Origin of the sequence: Acinetobacter sp. CIP 102129 (assembly GCF_000368305.1) — a bacterium.
GTDB lineage: Bacteria > Pseudomonadota > Gammaproteobacteria > Pseudomonadales > Moraxellaceae > Acinetobacter > Acinetobacter parvus.
The window spans coordinates 584,000-608,680 of the sequence record NZ_KB849340.1 but is presented as its reverse complement, the minus strand read 5'-3'; the positions used below and the strand labels follow the sequence as shown (position 1 = coordinate 608,680).

Genomic DNA, 24,681 nt, shown 5'->3' with positions numbered 1-24,681 from the left:
ATCTACAATCAAACCATCATGTTCATTTTCCATTTATTTTTTTAGCCTCTAATGACATCATAATTAAATTCACACGGAGAAGATGATGAAAAAAATTTTAGTTGCTTCTATCATGGCCGCTTTTGTATTAACTGGTTGTAACACCTTTAAGGGTTTTGGGCAGGATGTTTCCAAAGCAGGCGACAAAGTGACCCAAACTGCTGAAAAAACCCAGGATAAACTGTAGTTCCATAGAACAACGCTCACAAAACCTTATCTACAACCTAGATAAGGTTTATTTTTACATACCTTTCTCAGCAATATTCCCCTATTATATCGGTTCAGATTTCACCAGATTTAGCCACATCTCGCATGAACCATTCCGATACACTTGAACTCAGTTTACAACTCCTACGCCAACCCTCAGTCACGCCTATTGATCATGACTGCCAGAACATCATGGCTGAACGATTGGCCAAGGTGGGTTTTAAGATCGAAAACATGCGTTTTGAAGATGTTGATAATTTATGGGCCCGTCGTGGTACAGAAAGCCCTGTGTTCTGTTTTGCGGGGCATACTGATGTTGTTCCGACTGGACAATTGGATGCATGGAATTCAGACCCGTTTTTGCCTAGCATCCGTGATGGTAAATTATATGGCCGTGGTTCTGCCGACATGAAGACCGCCTTGGCCGCAATGGTGGTCGCCTCGGAGCGTTTTGTCACCAAGCATCCTAACCATAAGGGTTCGATTGCCTTTTTGATTACTTCCGATGAGGAAGGTCCATCCATCAATGGCACGGTTAAAGTTGTTGAAACCCTGGAAGAACGTAATGAGAAAATGACATGGTGTCTGGTTGGCGAGCCTTCAAGTACCCATCAACTTGGTGATATTGTTAAAAATGGCCGCCGTGGCTCTTTAAATGGGGTATTGACCGTACAAGGCAAGCAAGGCCATGTCGCCTACCCTCATCTTGCACAGAATCCAATTCATTTGGCAACCAAAGCACTGGATGAGCTATGTGCCATCACATGGGACAACGGTAACGAATATTTCCCCGCAACCTCATTCCAGATTTCAAATATCCATGCGGGAACAGGTGCAACCAATGTCATTCCAGGCACACTGGAGGTGACCTTTAATTTCCGTTACTCCACTGAAGTAACGGCCGAAATTCTCAAACAACGCGTCATTGAAACACTGGATAAACATCAACTGAATTACAGCATTGACTGGACATTGTCAGGTTTACCATTCCTCACCCCAGTGGGCGAATTGGTGAATGCGGCAAGAACAGCGATTAAAAATGTGACAGGCATTGAAACTGAACTTTCAACCGGTGGTGGTACCTCTGATGGACGCTTCATTGCACCTACAGGCGCCCAGGTTCTGGAACTTGGGGTGTTAAATGCCACCATCCACCAAATCAATGAGCATGTCAATGTTGATGATCTGGAGCCTCTGGCTGAAATTTATGAACAAATTCTGGAAGAGCTTTTGACTTAATAAATTTTATAGTCATAAAAAAAGGAACTCCGATGAGTTCCTTTTTTTATTAGAGACCGAGCTGGGTCTGGATATTTTGCAAATGGGGAACAAAAAATTGCTTTTCGCCCATCTTCACATACTTAAAGACCTTATTGTCATCCACGTCTCGCTCTTCATCTACAATTTCCGAAATACGTACACGGATGGATTCAGGCATTTCATTACAGACCAAGGCAAACCGCTCGGAGACATCATCACCCTCAATAACCAAGGCCACGCCCTGCTTCTCGTTCGGGTCATTCACCGCATAAACGGGAAGCTTTAGGTCATGCCATTCGATGTGGTCAACGTTGGTTTGGGTATCCATTGCTGACAACACGATATTTTGTGGCAACAGCATGGGAACCTTTTGATGGCACTGAATAATATAGGCATCAATGAATCCTGTTGATACCGTAATTAAGTGTTGTAACTCTTGCTGGTCAATTTGCCCCAATGCCGAGTTTGCGCCTTTTTTAACCATTATTCATTACCCCTTAGCGCACTGTAAGTAAACTTTCAATATTTTCCAGAAGCGTTTCTTCCTGGAATGGTTTACCCATATATTGATTTACCCCCAGTGACAATGCACGTTCACGGTGCTTCTCGCCTGTACGTGATGTAATCATGATGATTGGTAAATCACGATGGATTTCATGGTGTCGAACAAGGTTGGTCACTTCGAAACCATCCATTCGCGGCATCTCAATATCAAGCAGCATCAAGTCTGGCTTGATCGTTTCAAGCTGCTCAATTGCATCGACACCATCTTTGGCCGTCACCACATCATAGCCCTGACGCTCTAACAGACGGGATGTTACTTTACGTACTGTCACTGAGTCATCCACAATCATGATCAGGCGGCGCTCATCATAACGCTGTTTGGTATAGGTCTCATCCACCTGCTTGCTACGCGCTGTTGACTGTGCCTGACGGGCAATATTCTGGCCATCCAGAATCAGACAGACCTGACCATCACCAAGGATGGTGGCACCCGCGATCACACCAATACTTGAGAATTGCTGGCCAATTGGTTTTACCACGATCTGGCCACGTGAACCAATTAACTGGTCTACCAATAATGCGGTAGTCTGTCCTTGTGCACCCTTAATCAGAAGCACAGGTAAAGAGTGAACCACACCGTTTAAACGCGGGATTGGCTGCCCTGCAACAAACTCCGACAGGTAGCGCAGGCGATAACGTTCCTGATCAATCTTGAAGTAGTCTTCCTGACTATCAAAGTATTGTTCCAATGCCATTGGCGAGATACGCACAATACGGTCAATCTGTGCAAGTGGGAATGCGAATTGCTGGTCACCTGCTTTCACCATCAAGGCGTCACTTACCGCCACGGTTGTTGGTACGCGGATGGTAAAGGTGGTTCCCTTGCCCAGAACGGAGCTGACACTCACGTGACCACCCAAGGCCTTGATATCGCTCTGTACAACGTCCAGACCGACACCACGGCCAGAGATCTGGGTCACCTGTGCAGCGGTACTGAAACCAGGATGGAAGATAAACTGTAAAACTTCTTCCTGATCAAGTTTTTGATCCGTGGTCATCAAACCTGTCTGAATCGCCTTGTCCTTGATTCGGTTGACATCAATCCCTTTACCATCATCACTGAATGTGACCACGATATCGGTACCCTGACGGCCAATGTCCAGAACAATATGCCCTGTTTCTGGTTTTTTAGCCTGTAAACGCTGCTCACGGTCTTCAATACCGTGGTCAATCGCGTTACGCAGCATGTGTTCAAATGGTGCAACCAGCCTTTCAAGAATACTGCGGTCCAATTCACCTTCGGTATTGTTCACCACCAATTCAGTTGGACGGTTCAGGGTGGAAGCCGTTTGGCGAACAATACGTTGTAAACGTGGTAACAAGCGTGAGAATGGCACCAGACGGGTACGCATCAGGCTTTCCTGAATTTCTGCCTGAATACGCGACTGCTGCAACAGTAGACCTTCAGTATCACGAATCTTCTCAGAAAGTGTGGTTTTAAAGTCAACCAAGTCCGAAGCGGATTCTGCAAGCGATTTTGACAACTGGTTCAACGATGAGTACTGGTCCATCTCCAATGGGTCAAAATCGGCATAACGGGAATTTTCTCCGCCATGTCGTGCAATGATCTGACTTTCCAGCTCACCTTCCATTCGACGTAGCTGATCAGCCAGACGTTTGATTGCAAGTTCCATTTCCATCAACGTACCACCCAGCTGGCCCAGGTCCATTTCGATACGTGAACGGTTGATCGCATTTTCCCCTGACAAGTCAATCATCTTCTCGATAACGTCAGCAGAAACACGAATCATTTCATTGTTCTGTTCAATACGCTCTGTGGTTTCCCACTCACCCAACATTGATGGTGGTTCAGTACCATCACCCTGAACAAACTCCATAGTATATTCAGGCGTAAAGATGTCTGTTGCAGAGAATTTTTGAGGAAGCTGTGCCGCAACATCCACAAATTCCATCTTCTCCAGACTTTGTTTTAAACCATCAAAGTTGGCATATTGACGCTTAAAGATCGCATCATTGAGCCATGCCAGCGCAGTATTAAGCAGATTGTCATAAACGTTTGAGCTGAAATGATGCACACCAAACTGTTCAAAGGCGTTTTCCAGATGGTAGGCAATGATTGCAATCGCATCCATTTCCACCATGCGTGCGCCACCTTTCAAGCTGTGGGCATTACGCTGGAGCTGTAACAGCAAACTACGGTTACCGCGCTGGTCAAACCACTGTTTCAACAAGCCCTGAGCCTGTTCAAGCAGTTCTTCAGCTTCCTCAAGGAATGTCTGTTCCACTAGTGAACGAACATCATCTTCAAGAGACTGACCAGCATTTTCCACAGTTTGAAGAGAGGAGGTATCTTCAACCTGTTCTTCTATATCATTGCCACTCAGCTCATCTGCCGCAAGACTTGGTTCTTCAGAAACTTCTTCTTCAACAAGTTGCAACACTTCCAGTCCACTGCTCTCATCTTGATCAGAAAGTGCAGTGATTTCAGTTGCAGGCTCGCTTACAACCAGATCAGCCGAGTGATCCGCTTGTTGAAGTAGCTGTACCACATGCGTTGATGGATAATCGATTTGCTGGTCGCGAATGGTTTGAATACGATCCGCAATATCATCCTGTACCAGACGAATCAAGGCAATCAGCTGTGGTGTTACCTGAATCTGCTGGTTAATCAGCTTCTCGTAAATTGTTTCCAGCTCATGTGCAATCAGGCCGATATGACGCGCCTGAATCATATTTGAACCACCTTTTAGGGTGTGCAAATAACGCATCAGGTTTTTCAGGGCATCCACATTCTGATAGTCTGCTGCCCAAGTACTGAGGTCAGCATCAATTCCCACCAGCAACTCATCTGCCTCTTCAAGGAAGATATCCAACAGGTCAGGATCAAAGTCACTGTTTGATTCGGCTGACTGCAATTGCTTCTTATCGAGTCCAAGCTGGGCTGCCAATACCGTAACATCAACTGCGGTATGTGGAGATTCTGTCTGAACAGAAAGGTTAGAAACAGCTGTCTCTTCTTCCACACCAACTGAATCAATCTCTTCATCTGTCTCTTCAAGCTGTTTAACCGCCACAGGTTTGGCTTCGAATGTACCCGTCATCTGATCAAGGTTTGCCAGAACCTGCAAGACATGAGCCGATGGGTAGTCAACCTGCTGGTCGCGAATCGTTTGAATACGATCTGCAATATCATCCTGAACTGAACGAATCACGGTGATAAGCTGTGGTGTTGCCTGTATCTGCTGGTTAATCAGCTTCTCATAAATTGTTTCCAGCTCATGCGCAATCAGGCCGATATGACGCGCCTGAATCATATTTGAACCACCTTTTAGGGTGTGCAAATAACGCATCAGGTTTTTCAGCGCACCTACATTTTTATGGTCAGCAGTCCATGTATTGAGATCGGTATCAATCCCCACCAGCAATTCATCTGCCTCTTCAAGGAAGATGTCCAATAAGTCAGGATCGAAGTCACTATTTGCCTCATCTGACTGTAACTGTTGCTTGTCCAGCGCAAACTGTGCTGACAAGTCTGTAATATCAAGAACAGACGCAGAATCTTGGACTGTTTCAGGTACAGTATCCATAACATCTGTGGATGTTTGTTCCAAGAAGTCAATATTCTGCTGGGTAAATAAACTTAATTCATTCAGGACACTTTCATGTGTCTTGGTTAAGGTGACACGCTGTCCAGCAGCCAAGGTATCAAACAACTGAATAAACTGTTGATGCACCTGATGATACAGCTCAAACGCATAATCAAGATTCAACAGACTCGGTTTAAAAATCAGGTCCTGATAGCTTGAACGCAATAGGCTGGTATATTGATACATCCCAATCGTGGCATGATGATGCGTATGCTGTAACAGAATTTCCGCCTGATGACTTAACAGCTGGATATATTGAGGAAATTCATTTCGGGCACGTTTTTCAAAATCAAATTCCACATCCAGTAAATCATTAATATTTAATTCTAGTAATTCAGAAACCAGCCCCTGTGGTCGTATTGCCTCACCATGTTTTTCTTCTAGCTGGAAGTCATAGCTATCCCATGCCACATTGAATGTGTCATAAATCTCATCCAGTTTCTGTTTCGCGCCCTGCTGCCTTAAGGTATGCAGGTAATCGCGGACAAACTGGGCATAATGGGTGAGCAATGCGGTTTCATCAGAACTGGAATCCAGTTCATCCTGCAACAAGGTCTTAAACAGGTTTTCAACTTTAGCACTTGCTTCAAATACCTGATCCACATGCGCCATTGAGGAACTACCACGAAGGGTATGTAAAGCCCTGATCAAGGTATTGTAGTGATCATTATTTGGACGTTCATTCAACAGGAACTGATCAATGGCCCTAAGATGATCTTCTGACTCCTCCAGGAAGATGGCCAAGGTTTCCTTGGCAAGCACTTCATCCTGCTCAGTTTCAATAGACGCCAAGACAGGCTCAATATCCTGTTGCACCTGATCAGCCGCAATTGTGTCATCAATGGCATCCTCAACACCATCAATCAGCTCAAGACCCGTCTGAACATCATCATGTGTTAAAGTGTTTGCAAGGTTTAATAGCTCATAAAGTGCAGGCTCTGGGCTTTGCTGTTGTTGTAATTGCTGCCCCAATAAAACCAGTGGTTTTAGATCAATCAAATGTTTTTGAACCACTTTAAAATCATGTACAAGCTTAAAACGGTAAATATTGAAAACCGTCTGAACATAGCGTTGAATTTCCGTGTTCAGGGAAACCGTTCCTGAAATAACACGGTTTAAAGTGTCTTCAACCGTCCAGGCCAACTCACCAGAGGATTTCGCACCCACCATTCTCCCTGAACCCTTGAGGGTATGGAAGTGGCGGCGCACATCTGTAAGTACATCCTGTTGATGAGGTTGTTCCATCCATTTAACCAACAAAGGTTCTAATTCAGCAAAGATTTCATCCAATTCTTCAATAAAAATCTCAAGAATCTCGGCATCTTGTTCAAGATAGCTATCTTCAGGAAGCGTCATCGTTTCAACTAACGTTTTTAATATTTGTTTCATAGCTGCTTCTTTCGTTTTTATCCACCAGTTGTGGGTAAAAATTACGTGTATCTATCACACAAGATGTCGTTGCATTCCACCACCACCTTGTTGAGATATTCTACATCTCTAAATAGGAAAGACAGCGCCCCACTCTGTCTTTCCTATGCTGCTTACTCAGGTAACTTAAAGTCAGTTACTGATTCACGTAATGATTCAGCCATGTTCGCCAGTTCAGAAACCGAACGTGCTGTATCAAACGTTGCTGTGGTGGTTTGTGAGGTAATTTCCTGTACAACATTCATCGTGGTTGCAATATGACTTGCTGATGCAGACTGAAGTTTCGCTGCATCAGAAATGCTCGCAATCAGTTTTGCCAAGTCACCTGATACCGTTTGAATCTCATCCAGTGCAATACCCGCATCTTTTGCCAGGTTGGCACCACGCACGACCTCGGAAGTCGTTTGTTCCATTGAAATAACGGCTTCGTTGGTATCAGTTTGAATGGTTTTTACCAGTCCTTCAATCTGTTTGGTCGCTGACGCTGAACGTTCCGCTAGACGCTGTACCTCATCGGCTACAACCGCGAAACCACGGCCCGCTTCACCAGCCATAGATGCCTGAATTGCAGCGTTTAAAGCCAGAATGTTCGTCTGGTCGGCAATATCGTTGATCAGGGAAACGATGTTACCAATTTCCTGAGAAGACTCACCCAAACGTTTAATACGTTTTGATGTTTCCTGAATCTGCTCACGAATGTGGTCCATCCCCTCAATCGAACGGTTTACAACTTCCGCACCATTTGATGCAATTTGTACAGAACGCTGTGCCACCTCAGCAGACTCAGATGCGTTTGCAGATACCTGATCAATGGACAATGCCATTTCATTCATCGCCGCTGACGCACCTGCAATTTCTTGCGCCTGATGTTCAGATGCTTCTGCCAACTGGTTAGTAATATCCTGGGTCTTCTGGGTATAGCGTGCAACCTCCTGTGAAGTATCCGTGATTCGGGATACAAGGTCACGCAACTGGTCAATCGCGAAGTTAATCGAATCCGCAATTGCGCCTGTGAAGTCTTCCGATACCGTTGCATAAGAACGCAAGTCACCGTCCGCCAAATCGGCGATTTCATCCAGTAAACGTAAAATCGCGTTTTGGTTACGGTCATATTCATCTTGCAGACGCGTTACACGCTCTTTATCCGTATTACTACGTAGAGCAAGTAATTGCAGTGCAGAGAACACCAGTAAGCCCAATGCGGCAATTAACACGATACCTGCAATAACATTACCCCAGCCACTCTCAGCTTTTTTCGACAAGTCATTCAATGAAGTCAATAAGGCATCAGATTGAGAGAAGATTTGTGAAGATGCCTGACGTACACGAACAATCTGGTTCGCGTTTTGTAGAACCGTTGCCGCCGCTGATTTCAAGACAGCGTCATAGTCAGACTTAATACTTTCTAGAGACTCACGTAGATCTGGTGAGGTGATACGGTCAACGCCCAGCTCAGAGCTACCATTGAGCTGTGCATTGAGGTAAACACCAAAGGTATCAATATCCGCCCCAAAGTCATTCGCAGAAACATTCGAATTATCTGTACCCACCAATACCGAGTTGATTGAGCGTAAAATACGCTCTGCGATGAACACCTGGTTTTTCGCGATAATTACTTGGCTACTTGGCATGTTTTCACGAACCATCTGGTCAACCATCAGGTTATATTCAGCCTGAATTTCAGGAATGGTTTCACTGATCGAGATGTTAGTGTCATAAAGCTGGTTAATGATTTTTTGTTGAGATGCGATTAGATCAATGTTCTTGGAAACATTCTCCCAAAGCTCGTTAACCTTTTTATACTCATCAGAACCTTTACCATAGACACTTTCAACGGTTTCAAGGTTTTCAGCAAACTGCTTCTTCGACTCAACCAGACTTTTCATCGCTTCTGGTGTACCAGATGCGGTTGCTTCCGTTGCCTGACGCGAGATCATTTGCGACAACAGACGCAATTCACCCAGACTACGAGTCAATTGGTTGGAACGTGGTACGCTCACAAATAGGTAAATTAAGAGGATGACTGCAAGGGCCAAAGCAATTAAAGCACGATAGATAATCGGTTTGGATTTTTCTGTTTCACCGAACAAACGGGAAAATTGATCCAGTTGCGTTCGGATATTTTCCAGAAACGCTCCGCCTTTCTTCAAACCAGCGCTATCGCCACCATTTTTCTTTTTGAGTTTAAAGCCCATATCAGCTTCTCCCCTGAATACGCGTTTATCTTCCGTAGCGTACAAATTAGTTTATAAATTTTATTGATGCATTCATGTATTGAGGATTTTTCAACAACCGACTCAGTAAAAACACATGCCACTGCTGATTATGCTGGTGAAAGTAACCCTGACAGTAGTCTTTTAACTTACTGTCGAGTTCAGCATTTTGAGAAAAGAAACTTTTCTTGTTAAAGTGCTGAATCCCCAGAACCTGGTCAACAACCAGTCCTACATAATGATCTTGATGGCTAATACATATCACTTTTTGTGTTGGTGAAAACTGACTCCGTTGTCCTGAAATAAACTGACTTAAATCAGAAACTGAAAGCAATCGCCCACGAATATTTGCCAAGCCACGTACCCATGCCTGAGTATTTGGAACAGGAGTATATTTCGGTGGATAGATCACCTCCGAAATTTCCCCCAATGGTGCAACAAAATATTGCCCTAACATCTCAAAAGCGATACCAGACCATCGGCTGACTTCATTCTGAGTTGAAGCATATTGTTTATTGCCCCGCTTGGATAAGCGAAGCAATTCGATAAATCCATTTGCTGCCATACCCTATCCCGTATTGAGTAATGAAAAGGCTCGTATTGGTTAACTTAAAAGTTGTTTAATCACATCGATAAGTTGCTGTTCATCAATCGGCTTGGTCAAATAGTCGCAAGCCCCCTGACGTTTACCCCATACGCGGTCTGTCGCCTGGTCTTTCGTACTTACGATCACAACAGGGATATGCTGTGTGTCTTTACCCTTGCTAATCTGGCGTGTTGCCTGAAATCCATTCATTCCAGGCATCACCACATCCATAAGGACCAAATCTGGCAACTCTGCCTGCGCCATGGTAACACCATCCGCCCCATTGGTCGCTTCTAAAACTTCATAACCGTGCTTAGTTAAAATTTCTCTAAAACGAAATGTTTCAGTAGGTGAATCATCTACTATAAGAATACGAGCCATTTTTTCCTCAATCTAATTTTATGCGCTAACGTGGTTACGAATCGCAGTTAACAGCTCATCTTTACTGAATGGCTTAGTTAAATATTCATCCGACCCCACAACACGCCCTTTAGCCTGATCAAACAAACCGTCTTTGCTTGACAACATAATCACTGGAATATTTTGGTAGTTTAAAGAGTTCTTAATCAATGCACAGGTCTGATAACCATCCAGGCGTGGCATCATGATATCAACGAAAATGATATCTGGATTTGCTTCCGCAATTTTTGATAATGCTTCAAAACCATCTACCGCCGTAATGACCTCACAGCCTTCACGTTGCAACAAAGTCTCCGCTGTACGGCGAATCGTTTTTGAATCGTCAATCACCATTACTTTCAAATTTTGAAATTTATCTTCCATATAATTGTCCTGCCCCATCACTCAATACAAATTATGTTTGGTTTAATTTGTTTTATACAGATTATTTGATATTTTTAACATATCTTTACTTGCATTATCAACGAAGCTTTTTGAACCAACTTATCAGTTTTCCTTAACAATAACAAATAGCGCACACTTTTGAACAAATTTCTAAATTTTTTGTATACTAACTATTTTTAATTGTATAAATAGCCACTAATATACAAGTGATTATTATTTAAAAATAAGTGATTTAGTTAACTTTTTGCGGGGAATGTAATGACTGGTTCGTTAAAGTGCGGTTTCCGCATTGGTCACTTTACAACGATAACTCGTAATTGCATTTGTACATTGGTTTTAATGTTTCTTTTTTATGGCTCAAGTTTTGCGGCCACAGAGCAACCTCGGGCAGTCTGGTATCGCTACTATGACAAGAATGGCATTGCCAATGTAAGCAGCTCAGTCACTCCAGAACATATCCGTTATGGCTATGAGGCGCTTGACCGCAACATGCAGGTGATCAAGCGCAACCAGCCCTATAATGCCACCCAGGATATTCAACAGTCCACACGCCGCGAATCATTGGCACGTCAGCGCGAACAGGACTTAAAACTTAAACGCGCTTATGGCAACAGCAAGATCGCGACTGCAAAAAGGGACCTGATTCTGGCCAACCTAAAGAAACAGTTGAATTATCAACAACAGCAATTGCAACAACTGCAACAGGACAAGATCAGCTTTAAACGTCAGGAAATGGAATATTACCGTAAAGGTGAATCCCTCCCCCCCCAGCTCAAAAACAATTTAGAAAATAACATTAAGAATATTGAGCGCGTGAAAAAAACGGTGGAAAGCTTAAGGAATGCCTACAGCAGAACAGAGATAGAATATGCTGACATTATTAATCGCCTTAGTAAATTTGAACAGAATAACCCCTCCAATATCCCATAACCCCCCTATTCAACACTTTTTATTTTCAGATCCTTAATTTTCTTTTTATCATCCTGATCGAATTGCCTCACTTTACTTTTCCCGAAATTCCATGATTCATGGCATAATGCCAAGACTCACAAGTGGAGAGATCTTTTCCGCCACTGTCGCAGCTTTTTTCAATCACACTTAACTTTAGGATTGTTTCCATGCGCGCAAGCCGCTTTTTATTTGCAACGTTAAGAGAAACCCCAAATGATGCTGAAGTCATTTCACACCAGCTCATGCTACGTGCGGGGATGATTCGTAAACTCGCTTCTGGCTTATACTCTTGGTTGCCCATGGGAACACGTGTTTTAAAGAAAGTGGATGCTATTGTCCGTGAGGAAATGAATCGTTCGGGCGCTTTAGAAGTGTTTATGCCAGTGACCCAGCCTGCGGCGTTGTGGGAGGAGTCTGGACGCTTTGAACAGTATGGCCCAGAACTGTTACGCTTTAAAGATCGTCATGAGAATCCTTTTGTACTGGGTCCAACGCACGAAGAAGTCATTACCGATTTGGCACGCAATGAGCTAAAAAGCTATAAGCAGTTGCCTGTCAATTTTTATCAGATTCAAACCAAGTTCCGTGATGAAATTCGCCCACGTTTTGGTGTGATGCGTTCCCGTGAATTCATCATGAAAGATGCTTATTCATTCCATGCAAATCAAGCTTCATTACAACAAACCTATGACGTGATGTACGACACTTACTGCCGTATCTTTACTCGTCTTGGTCTGGATTTCCGCCCTGTTGAAGCGGATACAGGCTCAATTGGCGGTTCAAGTTCGCATGAATTTCATGTACTGGCTTCAAGCGGTGAAGATGATGTGATCTTCTCAACTGAATCTGACTATGCAGCGAACATGGAAAAAGCCGAAGCCATTCTGGTCGGCGAACGTGCGGCACCAGCTCAAGCACTGGCGATTGTTGACACACCAAACCAGAAAACCATTGCAGAGGTTTGCCAGTTCCTGAACGCTGATGCCAAACAATCGGTTAAGGCTTTACTGGTTCAGGGTCAGGTTGATGAACATGGCAACACTCCTGTGATTGCCCTATTTTTGAGAGGCGATCATGAACTGAATGAAATTAAGGCTGAGAAGCATCCACTCATTGCTGCTCCACTTAGCTTTGCCACTGAAGAGCAAATCAGTGCACTGGGATTGAAGACTGGTTTTATTGGTCCTCAAGGTTTACTGAAAAAAGGTTTAACCGTAATTGTGGATCGTGCGGCATCGGTATTGTCTGACTTTATTGCAGGTGCAAATGAAGCTGACAAACATGCCACAGGTGTCAACTGGCAACGCGATGCACATTTTACTGAAGTCTATGATCTGCGTAATGTGGTTGAGGGTGATCCATCCCCAGATGGTAAAGGTACACTACTCATCAAACGTGGTATTGAAGTGGGTCATATCTTCCAGTTAGGCACCAAATATTCTGAAGCGCTGGGCTGTAAGGTTCTGGGTGAAGATGGCAAGCCATTTACAGTCACCATGGGTTGTTATGGTATTGGTGTGACCCGTGTGGTTGCTGCTGCCATTGAACAGAACTATGATGACAAAGGCATTATCTGGCCACAGGCCATTGCACCTTTTGAAGTTGCAATTGTGCCAATGAATGCACATAAATCACCACGCACTCTGGAAGCTGCCGAGGCACTTTATGCAGAGTTGCAGGCACAGGGTTATGATGTGTTATTGGATGACCGTAATGAACGCCCAGGCGTAAAATTCTCTGATCTTGAATTGATGGGGATTCCACATCGTATTGTCATCGGTGAAAAAGGTCTGGATGCAGGCACTTTTGAATATAAGGGTCGCCGTGATACGGAAGCCAGCAACCTCAGCAAAGATGAATTGCTTGCAAAATTAGTAGGTTGATAAAACATCATCCTAATAGGAAAGAGCATTTTGATGCTCTTTCCTAAACCAATTGCATTAAGCTTTTTTGACAAACTCAGATTTCAGTTTCATGGCACCAATGCCATCAATCTTACAGTCAATATTATGACCATCACTCGCATCAGTAATCAAACGGATGGTCTTTACTTTCGTACCAACTTTCACTACTGATGAGGAACCTTTAATTTTCAGGTCTTTAACCACTGTGACACTGTCACCATCCGCCAACACATTACCATTGGCATCTTTAATAATTTCCTGTTTCTCTGATGCCTGCCCCTCACCCTGTTTCCACTCATGTGAACATTCAGGACAGATGAATAATTCTCCATCTTGATAAGTATATTCTGATTGGCATTGTGGGCAATTTGGAAAAGACATAAAAAATCTCAAAAGCATTATTATGCGAGATAGAATGCTTTTTGCAAAATTTTAGTTTTTATTATTTTTCATCACTCCAGAAAATTTATGTCACTAAAACTTTATCAATCATTCATTTTATTCATCAGGAATTTCAGCTTCCACCAACAAGCCCAATAAATATAAGGATTCCTGCCATCCATTTCGCCAATGCATCTGGAACCAGGAAAGCTTTAAAGACACGCTCTGCTGGGGCCTTGAATACTCGATGTAATTTAACTGTACCTGTCATTTTTATTTTCCATCATTGTTGATCACTATTGTTATATTTGTCATCACCATGAATCAATCGTTGCGATAGCTTTGGTTGCCCATTCTGTCATAAATAAATAAGCAGAATCTAAAGCTGTTTTTTTGTGAAAAATAGCGCAAAATAACTCCCTATATTTTAATGACTAGAACACAGCCTTAGGATGAATCAATGAGTCAGCTTGCTTTTACTGCTTTTAGCTTAAATGGTGTAGATGCACAAAAATTCCTACAAGGTCAGGTGACTGTACATGTTGAGCGTCTGCCAGAGAATGAAAGTCGCTACACCGCTATTTGTGATTTAAAAGGGCGTATTCATTTTGGTGTGTGGATCAAAAGATTAAATCCAGAAAGTTTTGAACTGGTGACAACTCAGGATCAGGCAGAAGAGTTTTCCAGACATATTAAAAAGTTTGGTGCTTTCTCAAAAATGAAACTGGAAGAGGTTGGTCAAGTTTTTCCAAGTTTTATAGGCAACCATACCGAGTTTTCTTCAACAGAAACAGATATAAATGCATGGCAAATACAAGCCATTCAATCTGGACAGGCCTGGATTACCCAAGCAACTGAACATCTGTTCCAGCCCCAGGAACTGCGTCTGCATCAACGAGAGGGTGTGCATTTTGATAAAGGTTGTTATCTAGGACAGGAAATTGTGGCACGCCTATGGTTTAAGGCAAAACCTAAACACTGGTTGCATTTGATTCAAGGGAATGATGCTGTACCCGCTCCTGCAACCCAACTCAGTAAAGATGTAGAAGTCGTTAATAGTATCGCTTTTGAAGATGGTTATTTAGCTTTGGTGATTGCCAAACCGACCGCACTGGAAGAACTTCATCTAACCGTTTTAGATTTACCAGAAGCTTTAAATGGTGACGTGGCGAGGCCTCAATAATTTTTATGCGATAGGATTGCCCAATATTCAAATGGGCGCTATTGTTCCATCATACTATCTGTTTATTGGTCAACTGGTCGATCCAAAAAACCAAAAAAATCTAACCGAAAAACGTTTAATTGAGTTCAATAAAATTGATGTTAAACAACTGCCATTAGAGCAAGCTATTCGATATGTTAAAGGTGATGTTAAACGTACACTCTATATATTTACAGATCCCGACTGCCCTTATTGTCAGAAACTGGAACAGTATATGACCGCCATTGATAATGTGACTGTCTATTTATTTCCGTTCCCATTAAAAACTCTACATCCTCAGGCAGAAAAAGTTGCCAACAAAATCTGGCGTGCTAAAAACCAGTATGAAGCTTGGGAAGATTATATGCTACATCGCAAAGCTCCAAAAAATTCAGGACAATGTTCCACCCCAATTCAAAAGAATTTGATCTTGGGACAAAAACTACAAATTAACGGAACACCCACCCTATTTTTGAAAAATGGTGTCCGTATCGCTGGTATGCCACAAAATGCAGAACAGATTGAACAATTACTAAACTCAGGCAAGCAATCTAAATAAATGAATAAATTAACAGTAGACTGACTATTTCTACATGATGTATTCACATTTTTCTTTATCAGTATTTTGAAATAATTTATATATTTCAAAATACTACAAAGCTAGAATATATTTAGCCATAAATATTGACATACAAAATTTACATTTACATTTTATGCCAAACTCTTAAACTTACTTGGGTCACAACATTGTTTTCTGCCAACAACAAAGGATTTGAGCAGAAATGAAGGAAAGGAAAAAAAGATGAAAAAGTTGCTCATTGCCAGTCTAATGATCGTTGCAAGCCACTCAACATTGGCAGCAGACAACAAAGCAACCAATAAGCCCGATGTATTTGCAAAAGCAACTCAACTCTACGAGGCAAAAAATTACCCAGCAGCATTTGCAGAAATGCAACGTCTTGCAGAATCTGGAAATGCTCAAGCAATCTATAATCTTGGCTCCATGACCCAACATGGTCAAGGAACCAATAAAGATGAAAAGAAAGCACTGCAATATTATCAAGATGCTTCAAATAAAGGTTTCGGGAAAGCAAGCTTCGTGATTGCCCAAGCCTATCGTCAAGGTAACTTAGGTTTAAGCAAAGACACTCAAAAATTTAAAGAGTACCTCGATAAAGCATCTAAACAAGGGTCCGAAGAAGCTATTGTTGAAATCGCAACTTTATTATTTGCTCAGGGTAAACCTGAGACAGATCAAATTGCAATTCGCCAACTCAGACCATTAATTCAGAAGAATTATTACCCTGCAATGCATATCAGAGCGATATATGATCTTGGACAAGGGGTTAAAAATAAGAATCCTGTTACGCGTCAACAAGCGATTAGATCTATCCAATCACTTGCTGAAAAAGGTTATGCACCGTCTTTAATGGCTTTGGGTAATATGCTCGCAAATGGTGATATTCTTCAGCAAAATCTACCTGAGGCGAAAAAGATTTTTACCGAGCTAGCGAGACAAGGTATCCCTCAAGCTAAAGAATCCTTGGCCAAAGTAGAACAGATTGAAGCTCAACAAAAGCAAGCTAAAGCATCTGGCGCAAAGCCATAAATATTGTAAAAATTCACCAAATACCTATTCTTTCAAGATAAGGTATTTGGTGATTCATATGGTTAGAATTGCTTAGTTACGGAAAAACCCGCACTCCAGTTACGCCCATCTGCTGGTTCATAGAAACGCCCATTACCATCATTTACGATCACTGAACCGATATAATTTTTATTAAACAGGTTATCTACCCGAGAAAAACCATGAATGTTGGTGTTTCAAAGCCTTTGGCATAACTTGCATAGATCAATGCCTGTGGCATGAATTGCCAACTTAAAGCAACGGATGGCAAGATTTCTTCATAAGTTGTTTTACCGCTATTATCACCATTTAGACCAACAATATAATGATCTTTGGATTTGTAATGTACGTTACTGTATCGTATCCCCGTATCTAAACGCATTTTGGGTAGAAATGACCATGGTGCTTGTAGATAAGGATCAATATTCCATAAATTATTTCGCTCATCTCGGCGCAAAGCACCCACAATCCCTTTATCACCCTGATCATTAAAATTTTGGAAACCCTGCCGATCTTCATTCATGGCATCTATAGAAACACCAGCGGTAAATTGGGTTTGAGGAAGTAAATCCTTACCCGTCCATCGGAAATCAGTTCCATAGTAGTCACGTTTAAAATCAATCACCCCACCCACCTGATAAGGTGTATTTGGATTTTTTTGAACTATATCAGGAATAGACTGATATTGAATGACTTGCCGCTGTCCGATATAAGTGATGTGGTTCTAGGATTTTAGACCACGTCTATAAGTGATAATCTACTCCCCAATAAGCATGGGAAATGCTTGTTTTTGGAGTCAACCATGACACGAAGAAAACGTCGTAATCATTCAGCAGAGTTTAAAGTTAAAGTTGCTCTCGCAGCAATTAAAGGCGACCACACACTCGCTGAACTTTCTACTCAATTCGATTTACATCAAAACCAAATCATCGATTGGAAAAATCAACTGCTTGAGCAATCAGTCAATATTTTTTCACGACCAACAGCACAACAAGAACCTGAGATTGACCTCAAAGCTTTACATGCCAAGATAGGACATCAGGCATTGCAAATTGATTTTTTAGAAGGTGCGCTCAGAAAAATAGGGCAGCTGAGCGGCAAAAAATGATCGATAAGACCCATCAACTTTCGGTACGACAACAATCGCAATTGATTCAAATCAATCGCAGTACGTTGTATTACAAGCCCAAAGAGATTTCATCAACTGATTTGAGTTTGATGCGTCTGATCGATGAAATTCATCTCGACTACCCCTTTATGGGCAGTCGAATGATACGAGATATGCTACAGCGTCAAGGACATCAAATAGGTCGGCGTAAAGTCCGACGTTTAATGCGCTTGATGGGAATACATGCCTTGTATCCAAAACCCAATACCAGTAAGCCTAATCTTGCACACCGTATTTTCCCATATCTGTTGAAAAACATGGTCATCGATCACTCTAATCAAGTCTGGTGTACAGATATCACATACATTCCTATGGCTAAAGGCTTTGTCTATCTGTGTGCAATTATAGATTGGCATAGTCGTAAAGTACTGGCTCATCGTGTATCGATCAGTATGGAAACAGACTTTTGCATAGATGCGTTGCAAGAAGCAATTGTGAAATATGGTTGTCCAGAGGTATTTAATACAGACCAAGGCAGTCAATTCACAAGCGAGGCATTTTTGAATGAGTTAAAATTGCGAAATATCCGTATCAGTATGGATGGGAAAGGACGGTGGAGAGATAATGTGATGATTGAGCGGTTATGGCGCAGCGTGAAGCATGAGGAAGTCTATTTGAAGGCTTACGATACGGTTAAACAAGCGAAACAATCAATTGCTGAATATTTGGATTTTTATAACATGATACGTCCTCATTCAAGTTTGAATAAGGCAACACCAAATGAATTTTATGATCAACATTTACTAAAAGTAATGGCAGCATAATTTAAATATTTAGAGCGGATTTATCACTTATAAAACTGAATTGAGTGGTCTAATTAACGGAACCACATTATGTTTGATAATTGGCTCATATTTTACTTGACGGTATATTAAATTATACCGTCAAAATGACGGTATTAGCAATGCATTGCCATACATTTAGATACATTGCAAAAATCATATATATTTTTATTAATCAATACCTTAGTAATTGTATTACATTGCATGGAATTACAGAATGCCCGAACTTCCAGAAGTTGAAACCACAAAAACCAGTTTACTGCCGCTTTTAGAGCAACGTGTACAAGCTATAAGAGTACACAATCCTAGTTTGCGCTGGCCTATCCCTGATGATCTTGAAAAATTAATTGGTCAACGTTTAATTCAACTCAAACGTCGTTCCAAATATATTTTGGCTGAATTCGAACAAGATCAAATGCTTTGGCATTTAGGCATGTCAGGTAGTTTTCGCTTGTGCCAACCCAGTGACGAATTGCGGAAACATGATCATTTAATTATTGATTTTGAAGATATTCAACTGCGCTATCATGATCCACGTCGTTTTGGCTGTATTCTTTGGCTAGATCAGGACAATCAGTCCAAGCTTATTGACACACTTGGTCCAGAACCTTTAAGTGAAGATTTTAATGCGACTTATTTGTTAGAAAAGCTAAATAAGAAGAATGTCGGTATTAAAATTGCACTTATGGATAATCATGTGGTGGTAGGTGTTGGTAATATTTACGCAACTGAAAGTCTCTTCAATATTGGAGTTCATCCTGCGCAACCTGCTTTAACTTTAACTCAAGCACAAGTTGAAAAGTTGGTGATTGAGGTCAAGCGCATCCTAAAACAAGCAATTGATTTAGGTGGATCAACTTTGCGTGACTATAGTAATGCGATGGGTGAAAATGGTTATTTCCAACAAACGCTGCTTGCTTATGGTCGTGCAGGTGAAATGTGTGTCAACTGCGAAACCACGCTGGAGAATTTAAAGTTGGGACAACGCGCCAGTGTGTTCTGCCCACAGTGTCAACCCTTAAATAAGAAAGCTTAGTTATTTCAATGTTTTCTCAAGGAGAGTGATTTATGCAAACCGCAATTGTTCGACATATTCTCGTCAAGGATAAAGACTTGGCAGAACAACTGAAAAAGCGGATTCATTCTGGCGCGGACTTTGCGAAAATTGCCAAGCAATATTCAACATGCAACTCAGCAAAACGTGGTGGTGAACTCGGTGAAGTGAAAAAAGGGCAGCTTGTTTCTGTGATCGACAAACTGGTTTTTACTGCCGCGGAGAGAGTCTTACACGGTCCAATTAAAAGCCAGTTTGGTTTTCATCTGGTTGAAATTAAATTTCGTATGGAGGGTTTTTGATTGAAGCCTTTCTTTTATCGTGAATGAGGGACCCATATCTGCTCATTCATGACATAAGTCCATGCCTGTACAATTTCACCAGAATCTAAAAAGGTTTTTACTTGCACTCTTGTATATTGCACACCCTCAAAATCATCCAGCATTTGCCAATTTTCTGCCAATTTTTCAGTGCTAAACAGATAACCTTCTACCAATGCGTCTTTTTCATTTAAAATAATGGCGGGTAAACCCTTATCTGGTCCCCAATCTAAAATATGAATTGTTCCATGTATAGAAGCTTTTTCCCAGTCACCACCTATTCCAGCAAGAATATGGGCATTCTCCCGATTTGGGCAAAGTGTGCCGTAGACAAACAAGCGATTCATAGATTTATCCCACTTTAATATTTTTCAGCATGTTAAAGTGAAATAATTAAACTTTCCATGTTTAGTATCTCCAATTATTGAAATAACTTTTACCAATTATTTTTCAATCAGGCATAAAAAATGGCATATCGAGATGCCATTTTATTTTCAGGAATTTTTAACCCTGTTTTTTCAATTCATCACGGATTTCACGTAACAACTGAATATCTTCTGGTGTTGCTGCTGGTTCAGGAGCGACTTCCTGTTGTTTACGAATACGGTTCATCACTTTCACCATAAGAAACACAACCCATGCCAAAATAATGAAATTAAGAAAGATGGTTAAGAAATTACCATAGGTCAAAACATTGACACCTGCTTTTGTTAATTGATCTAAAGACTGTAAATTATTTGGATTGTCTCCGAGCACAATAAACTTCTGGGTAAAATCAACACCTCCACCTGTAATAACTGAAATAAGTGGCATGATGATATCTTTCACCAATGAATCAATGATTTTACCAAATGCACCACCAATGATGACACCAATGGCAAGATCCATCATATTGCCTTTGATGGCAAATTCTTTAAATTCTTGAATAATACTCATTTATAACTCTCCAGAATTGACGTGATCGCACCTACTTTTGCATTGTTTATTACATAGGCACAGTTATTCATCATAATATTGATAATATTATATTATTCTGAAAAAAAGAAAGTTATTTCACACTTTAACAACATATTTTATTGTAATAAAAATATGAACTTAAGCATGATGTATTCATTTATTTTATATAATAAAAAACCGCTAAACAGAATTAGCGGTTTTTTCTTTTTCAGTTAAGAAAAATTATTTATCACGGTTACGCTTACGTTCGTTTTCAGTCAAGTAACGCTTACGAATACGAATTGATTTTGGTGTTACTTCAACTAGCTCATCATCTTCAATGAATTCAAGCGCTTGTTCAAGCGTATATTCCAGTGCAGGTGTTAAAGTCAATGCTTCATCAGTACCAGATGCACGGACGTTGGTGAGCTGTTTCGCTTTAGTTGGGTTAACAACCATATCGTCTGAACGGGAGTTAATACCGATGATCATGCCTTCATATACTTCAAGCTGTGGTTTAGCAAATAAACGACCACGGTCTTGAAGTGTAAATAATGCATAGCCCAAGCAAGTACCTTGAACCATAGAGATCAACACACCGTTTTGACGCTTCGCCACAGTACCTGCTTTTGCTGGACCGTAATGTGAGAAGCTTGATGTCATAATCCCTGTACCAGAGGTCATGGTCAGGAACTCTGAACGGAAACCAATCAAACCACGTGAAGGTACAGTCGCTTCAATACGGATACGACCTTTACCATCAACTTCCATATTGGTCATTTCACCTTTACGGAAGCCCATTTGTTCCATAACTGAACCTTGATGCTGTTCTTCAACATCAAACGTTACATTTTCGTATGGCTCTTGTTTTTCACCATCGATTTCTTTCATGATGACTTGTGGACGAGAAACACCCATCTCGAAGCCTTCACGACGCATGTTTTCAATCAATACTGAAAGGTGAAGTTCACCACGACCAGAAACCTTGAAACGGTCTGGACTATCCGTATCTTCAACACGTAATGCCACATTGTGAATCAATTCGCGGTCAAGACGTTCACGAATATTACGTGAAGTCACGAATTTACCTTCTTTACCCGCAAATGGTGAGTTGTTCACTTGGAACGTCATCGAAACTGTAGGTTCATCTACAGACAATGGCGGTAACGCTTCAACATTTTTCGGGTCGCAAATCGTGTCAGAAATATTGAGTGCATCAATACCTGTAATACAGATGATATCGCCTGCTGATGCAGATTCAACATCAACACGCTCTAAACCGTGGTAACCCATAATTTTAAGGATACGACCGTTACGTGTCTTACCTTCTTTATCAATTACAGTCACTTGAGTGTTCAATTTTACAGAACCACGTTGAATACGACCAACACCAATAACACCAACGAAGCTGTTATAGTCAAGTGAAGAAATCTGCATTTGGAACGGACCATCAACATCAACTGCTGGTGGTTCTACGATATCTACAATTGTTTGGAACAATGGTGTCATATCATCAGCAAGTTCCTCTGGTGATGGACCTGCAACACCACGAAGACCTGAAGCATAAACGATTGGGAAATCCAATTGCTCATCAGTTGCACCCAAGTTATCAAATAAATCAAATACCTGATCAATAACCCAATCACAACGAGCGCTTGGCTTGTCAACTTTGTTAATGATTACGATTGGCTTCAAACCACGTGCGAACGCTTTTTGCGTTACGAAACGAGTTTGTGGCATTGGACCTTCTTGAGAGTCAACAAGAAGCAATACACAGTCAACCATCGACATTACACGTTCAACTTCGCCACCGAAGTCGGCGTGTCCTGGGGTGTCAACGATGTTGATGCGATATTCAGTGTTGGTACGTGCATCTAACCATTTGATTGCAGTGTTTTTTGCAAGAATGGTAATACCACGTTCAGACTCAAGCGCGTTAGAATCCATAACACGTTCAATCTCGCCTGCGCGATCGCCAAGAGCACCTGATTGTTGTAAAAGTTTGTCTACAAGAGTCGTTTTACCATGATCGACGTGCGCAATAATGGCAATGTTACGGAGAGTTTTAATATCTGACATGTAAAATTCGATACGCTTTAAATTTGAGGGCAAATTATACAGAAGAATCCTAAACTTTAGTAGTGACAGTTTATTGACAGAGTACTTTTTTTCTGACGAAACGTTACAGAATCGTTGGTAAAGTAGGCCAACTCTATTAGAATATTCCACTAATGCTTATCGCTTTTTTATACTCCCATGCCAAATTCCCAACCTCAACAACAGCTTGATCTGGTCTATGGACTCAATGATCAACCGAAACCTTTTGTTGCATTTTTAGCAGCATTACAGCATCTTTTGGCAATCCTGGTGCCTATCGTAACCCCTGGGTTATTGATCTGTCTGGCACTTGGCGTGTCCCGCGAAGACACCAACATGATCCTGTCCATGTCATTGATTATTTCAGGGATTGCGACCTTTTTACAGTGCAAAAAAGTTGGACCATTTGGTGCAGGATTGCTAATTGTCCAAGGGACCAGCTTTAATTTTATTGGTCCGATTATTGGAATCGGTAGTGCCATGGTTGCAGCAGGTACGCCAGTTGAACAGGTGATGGCAGCCATTTTTGGCGTGGTGATTGCGGGTTCATTCATTGAAATGGGTGTCTCCAGAATTCTACCCTGGGTTAAAAAGCTGATTACTCCACTTGTGACAGGCATTGTGGTTTTGCTGATTGGCTTAACCTTGATTAAAGAAGGTTTGATCAGCATGGGCGGTGGTTATACTGCGATGCAGGACAATACCTTTGCCAATGCAGATAACCTGATCATGTCCTGTACTGTGCTGGGAATTATTATTCTACTCAATCGTATCCGTATAATTTGGGTGAAAAGTTCAGCAATTTTAATTGCTTTGGTCATTGGTTACATTCTTGCAGGCTTTATGGGTCATTTAAACTTTTCCGTATTGCAAGACGCCCCATTAATTCAGATTCCTACGCCTATGCATTTTGGATTAAGCTTTTCATGGAGCCTGTTTATTCCAATGGCATTTATCTATTTGGTCACTTCACTGGAAGCGATTGGTGATGTAACCGCCACCAGTAAAATTTCCAACCAGCCTGTTGATGGTCCAATCTGGATGCAGCGAATTAAGGGTGGTGTATTGGTCAATGGTGCGAACTCATTTCTGGCGGGTATTTTCAATACATTCCCAAGTTCTGTGTTTGCTCAAAACAATGGTGTCATCCAATTGACAGGTGTGGCAAGCCGTTATGTCGGGATCTGGATTGCCATGCTGCTGGTTATTTTGGGACTATTCCCTGCTGTTGCAGCGGTCATTCAGGCCGTACCCCAAGCTGTGCTCGGTGGTGCGGTAATGGTGATGTTCGGTGCTGTTGCTGCGTCTGGAATCAATATCCTTGCCAGTATCCAGCTAGACCGCCGCGCTTTGCTGATTATTGCGATTTCACTTGCATTGGGTTTAGGTGTGGCGCAGGTTCCCCAGATTCTGGAGCACCTACCTGAACTATTTAAAAACATCTTTAGTTCAGGCGTGGCAACAGGTGGTATTGCCGCTTTGATTTTAAATATTGTTTTACCTGAAACGCACAAATAACCATCTGGCAATCGCACTGCCCAGTTTTACCAC

20 protein-coding genes and 5 pseudogenes are annotated in these 24,681 nt (G+C 41.7%); 11 read left to right on the top strand and 14 right to left on the bottom strand.

From position 1 onward, the window contains the following. The first annotated feature begins 82 nt into the window (after nucleotides 1-82). Both F973_RS06995 and dapE read left to right on the top strand, forming a co-directional pair. Nucleotides 83-226 (top strand): entericidin A/B family lipoprotein, encoded by a 144-nt coding sequence (locus tag F973_RS06995; protein WP_171062311.1) that lies wholly within the window; start codon nucleotides 83-85, stop codon nucleotides 224-226. Nucleotides 227-351: 125 nt separating this feature from the next. Next, complete coding sequence (gene dapE / locus F973_RS06990) at nucleotides 352-1,485, top strand: succinyl-diaminopimelate desuccinylase (RefSeq protein ID WP_004760865.1); 1,134 nt, start codon at nucleotides 352-354, stop codon at nucleotides 1,483-1,485. Nucleotides 1,486-1,534: 49 nt separating this feature from the next. Here the strand turns inward: dapE and F973_RS06985 are convergent, their stop codons facing one another. From F973_RS06985 to pilG, 8 genes and pseudogenes are all read right to left on the bottom strand, one after another. After that, on the bottom strand, nucleotides 1,535-1,990 hold the full coding sequence (locus tag F973_RS06985) for a hypothetical protein (protein ID WP_004678257.1): 456 nt from the start codon (nucleotides 1,988-1,990) through the stop codon (nucleotides 1,535-1,537). A gap of 13 nt (nucleotides 1,991-2,003) precedes the next feature. Beyond that, complete coding sequence (locus tag F973_RS06980) at nucleotides 2,004-5,618, bottom strand: Hpt domain-containing protein (protein ID WP_416201895.1); 3,615 nt, start codon at nucleotides 5,616-5,618, stop codon at nucleotides 2,004-2,006. Nucleotides 5,619-6,215: 597 nt separating this feature from the next. Beyond that, nucleotides 6,216-6,365: pseudogene (locus tag F973_RS15680) on the bottom strand (Hpt domain-containing protein); the annotation flags it as partial. Between the two features lie 171 nt (nucleotides 6,366-6,536). Beyond that, a pseudogene (locus tag F973_RS15675) lies at nucleotides 6,537-7,067 on the bottom strand (Hpt domain-containing protein); the annotation flags it as partial. Between the two features lie 152 nt (nucleotides 7,068-7,219). Further along, nucleotides 7,220-9,301, bottom strand: a complete 2,082-nt coding sequence (locus F973_RS06975) for a methyl-accepting chemotaxis protein (protein ID WP_004760861.1) — start codon at nucleotides 9,299-9,301, stop codon at nucleotides 7,220-7,222. Nucleotides 9,302-9,347: 46 nt separating this feature from the next. After that, complete coding sequence (locus tag F973_RS06970; RefSeq protein ID WP_004681658.1) at nucleotides 9,348-9,884, bottom strand: chemotaxis protein CheW; 537 nt, start codon at nucleotides 9,882-9,884, stop codon at nucleotides 9,348-9,350. Between the two features lie 39 nt (nucleotides 9,885-9,923). Then, on the bottom strand, nucleotides 9,924-10,286 hold the full coding sequence (locus tag F973_RS06965; RefSeq protein ID WP_004664659.1) for a response regulator: 363 nt from the start codon (nucleotides 10,284-10,286) through the stop codon (nucleotides 9,924-9,926). A gap of 18 nt (nucleotides 10,287-10,304) precedes the next feature. Next, nucleotides 10,305-10,688 (bottom strand): twitching motility response regulator PilG, encoded by a 384-nt coding sequence (pilG, locus tag F973_RS06960; protein WP_004678261.1) that lies wholly within the window; start codon nucleotides 10,686-10,688, stop codon nucleotides 10,305-10,307. Nucleotides 10,689-10,967: 279 nt separating this feature from the next. Between pilG and F973_RS06955 the strand changes: the two genes are divergently transcribed. Next, nucleotides 10,968-11,639, top strand: a complete 672-nt coding sequence (locus F973_RS06955) for a hypothetical protein (protein WP_004760860.1) — start codon at nucleotides 10,968-10,970, stop codon at nucleotides 11,637-11,639. 188 nt (nucleotides 11,640-11,827) lie between these two features. Next, the gene (locus tag F973_RS06950) at nucleotides 11,828-13,543 is read left to right on the top strand and encodes a proline--tRNA ligase (protein ID WP_004760859.1); all 1,716 of its coding nucleotides are present in this window, start codon (nucleotides 11,828-11,830) and stop codon (nucleotides 13,541-13,543) included. A gap of 57 nt (nucleotides 13,544-13,600) precedes the next feature. On the opposite strand, the gene F973_RS06945 is transcribed toward F973_RS06950, so the two are convergent. Together F973_RS06945 and F973_RS15230 are read right to left on the bottom strand one after the other, a co-directional pair. Beyond that, on the bottom strand, nucleotides 13,601-13,945 hold the full coding sequence (locus F973_RS06945; RefSeq protein WP_004760857.1) for a zinc ribbon domain-containing protein YjdM: 345 nt from the start codon (nucleotides 13,943-13,945) through the stop codon (nucleotides 13,601-13,603). Nucleotides 13,946-14,117: 172 nt separating this feature from the next. Next, nucleotides 14,118-14,216, bottom strand: a pseudogene (locus tag F973_RS15230) (hypothetical protein); the annotation flags it as partial. A 189-nt stretch (nucleotides 14,217-14,405) separates the two neighbouring features. On the opposite strand from F973_RS15230, the gene F973_RS06940 reads away from it, so the two are divergent. The 3 genes and pseudogenes from F973_RS06940 (at nucleotide 14,406) to F973_RS06930 (ending at nucleotide 16,755) form a co-directional block, all read left to right on the top strand. Beyond that, nucleotides 14,406-15,128 carry a CAF17-like 4Fe-4S cluster assembly/insertion protein YgfZ gene (locus tag F973_RS06940; protein WP_004760855.1) on the top strand — a complete coding sequence of 241 codons (723 nt, stop codon included), beginning with the start codon at nucleotides 14,406-14,408 and terminating at the stop codon, nucleotides 15,126-15,128. Nucleotides 15,129-15,183: 55 nt separating this feature from the next. Further along, nucleotides 15,184-15,705: pseudogene (locus F973_RS06935) on the top strand (DsbC family protein); the annotation flags it as partial. A 243-nt stretch (nucleotides 15,706-15,948) separates the two neighbouring features. Then, nucleotides 15,949-16,755 carry a tetratricopeptide repeat protein gene (locus tag F973_RS06930; RefSeq protein ID WP_004760852.1) on the top strand — a complete coding sequence of 269 codons (807 nt, stop codon included), beginning with the start codon at nucleotides 15,949-15,951 and terminating at the stop codon, nucleotides 16,753-16,755. A gap of 202 nt (nucleotides 16,756-16,957) precedes the next feature. On the opposite strand, the pseudogene F973_RS06925 reads toward F973_RS06930, so the two are convergent. Continuing rightward, nucleotides 16,958-17,491: pseudogene (locus tag F973_RS06925) on the bottom strand (TonB-dependent receptor domain-containing protein); the annotation flags it as partial. A gap of 84 nt (nucleotides 17,492-17,575) precedes the next feature. Between F973_RS06925 and F973_RS14605 the strand changes: the two are divergent. The 3 genes from F973_RS14605 (at nucleotide 17,576) to F973_RS06905 (ending at nucleotide 20,079) form a co-directional block, all read left to right on the top strand. Continuing rightward, a protein-coding gene (locus F973_RS14605) for an IS3-like element ISAcsp5 family transposase (RefSeq protein WP_155756461.1) occupies nucleotides 17,576-18,705 on the top strand; the annotation gives its coding sequence in 2 pieces (ribosomal slippage) (nucleotides 17,576-17,828 and nucleotides 17,828-18,705; 1,131 coding nt in all). 235 nt (nucleotides 18,706-18,940) lie between these two features. Continuing rightward, entirely contained in the window at nucleotides 18,941-19,759 is an 819-nt protein-coding gene (mutM, locus tag F973_RS06910) for a bifunctional DNA-formamidopyrimidine glycosylase/DNA-(apurinic or apyrimidinic site) lyase (RefSeq protein ID WP_004678290.1), read from the top strand. A 32-nt stretch (nucleotides 19,760-19,791) separates the two neighbouring features. Beyond that, nucleotides 19,792-20,079, top strand: coding sequence for a peptidylprolyl isomerase (locus F973_RS06905; protein ID WP_004678291.1), 288 nt, complete (start codon nucleotides 19,792-19,794; stop codon nucleotides 20,077-20,079). Nucleotides 20,080-20,093: 14 nt separating this feature from the next. Here F973_RS06905 and F973_RS06900 read toward each other — a convergent pair whose 3' ends face one another. From F973_RS06900 to typA, 3 genes are all read right to left on the bottom strand, one after another. Next, nucleotides 20,094-20,444 carry a gamma-glutamylcyclotransferase family protein gene (locus F973_RS06900; protein WP_004760846.1) on the bottom strand — a complete coding sequence of 117 codons (351 nt, stop codon included), beginning with the start codon at nucleotides 20,442-20,444 and terminating at the stop codon, nucleotides 20,094-20,096. Between the two features lie 157 nt (nucleotides 20,445-20,601). Then, a complete protein-coding gene (gene mscL / locus F973_RS06895; RefSeq protein WP_004678293.1) occupies nucleotides 20,602-21,033 on the bottom strand; it encodes a large conductance mechanosensitive channel protein MscL in 432 nt (143 codons plus the stop codon). 243 nt (nucleotides 21,034-21,276) lie between these two features. Then, nucleotides 21,277-23,112, bottom strand: coding sequence for a translational GTPase TypA (gene typA / locus F973_RS06890; RefSeq protein ID WP_004681681.1), 1,836 nt, complete (start codon nucleotides 23,110-23,112; stop codon nucleotides 21,277-21,279). Nucleotides 23,113-23,289: 177 nt separating this feature from the next. Between typA and F973_RS06885 the strand changes: the two genes are divergently transcribed. Then, a complete protein-coding gene (locus F973_RS06885) occupies nucleotides 23,290-24,648 on the top strand; it encodes a uracil-xanthine permease family protein (RefSeq protein WP_004760845.1) in 1,359 nt (452 codons plus the stop codon). Nucleotides 24,649-24,681 lie beyond the last annotated feature (33 nt).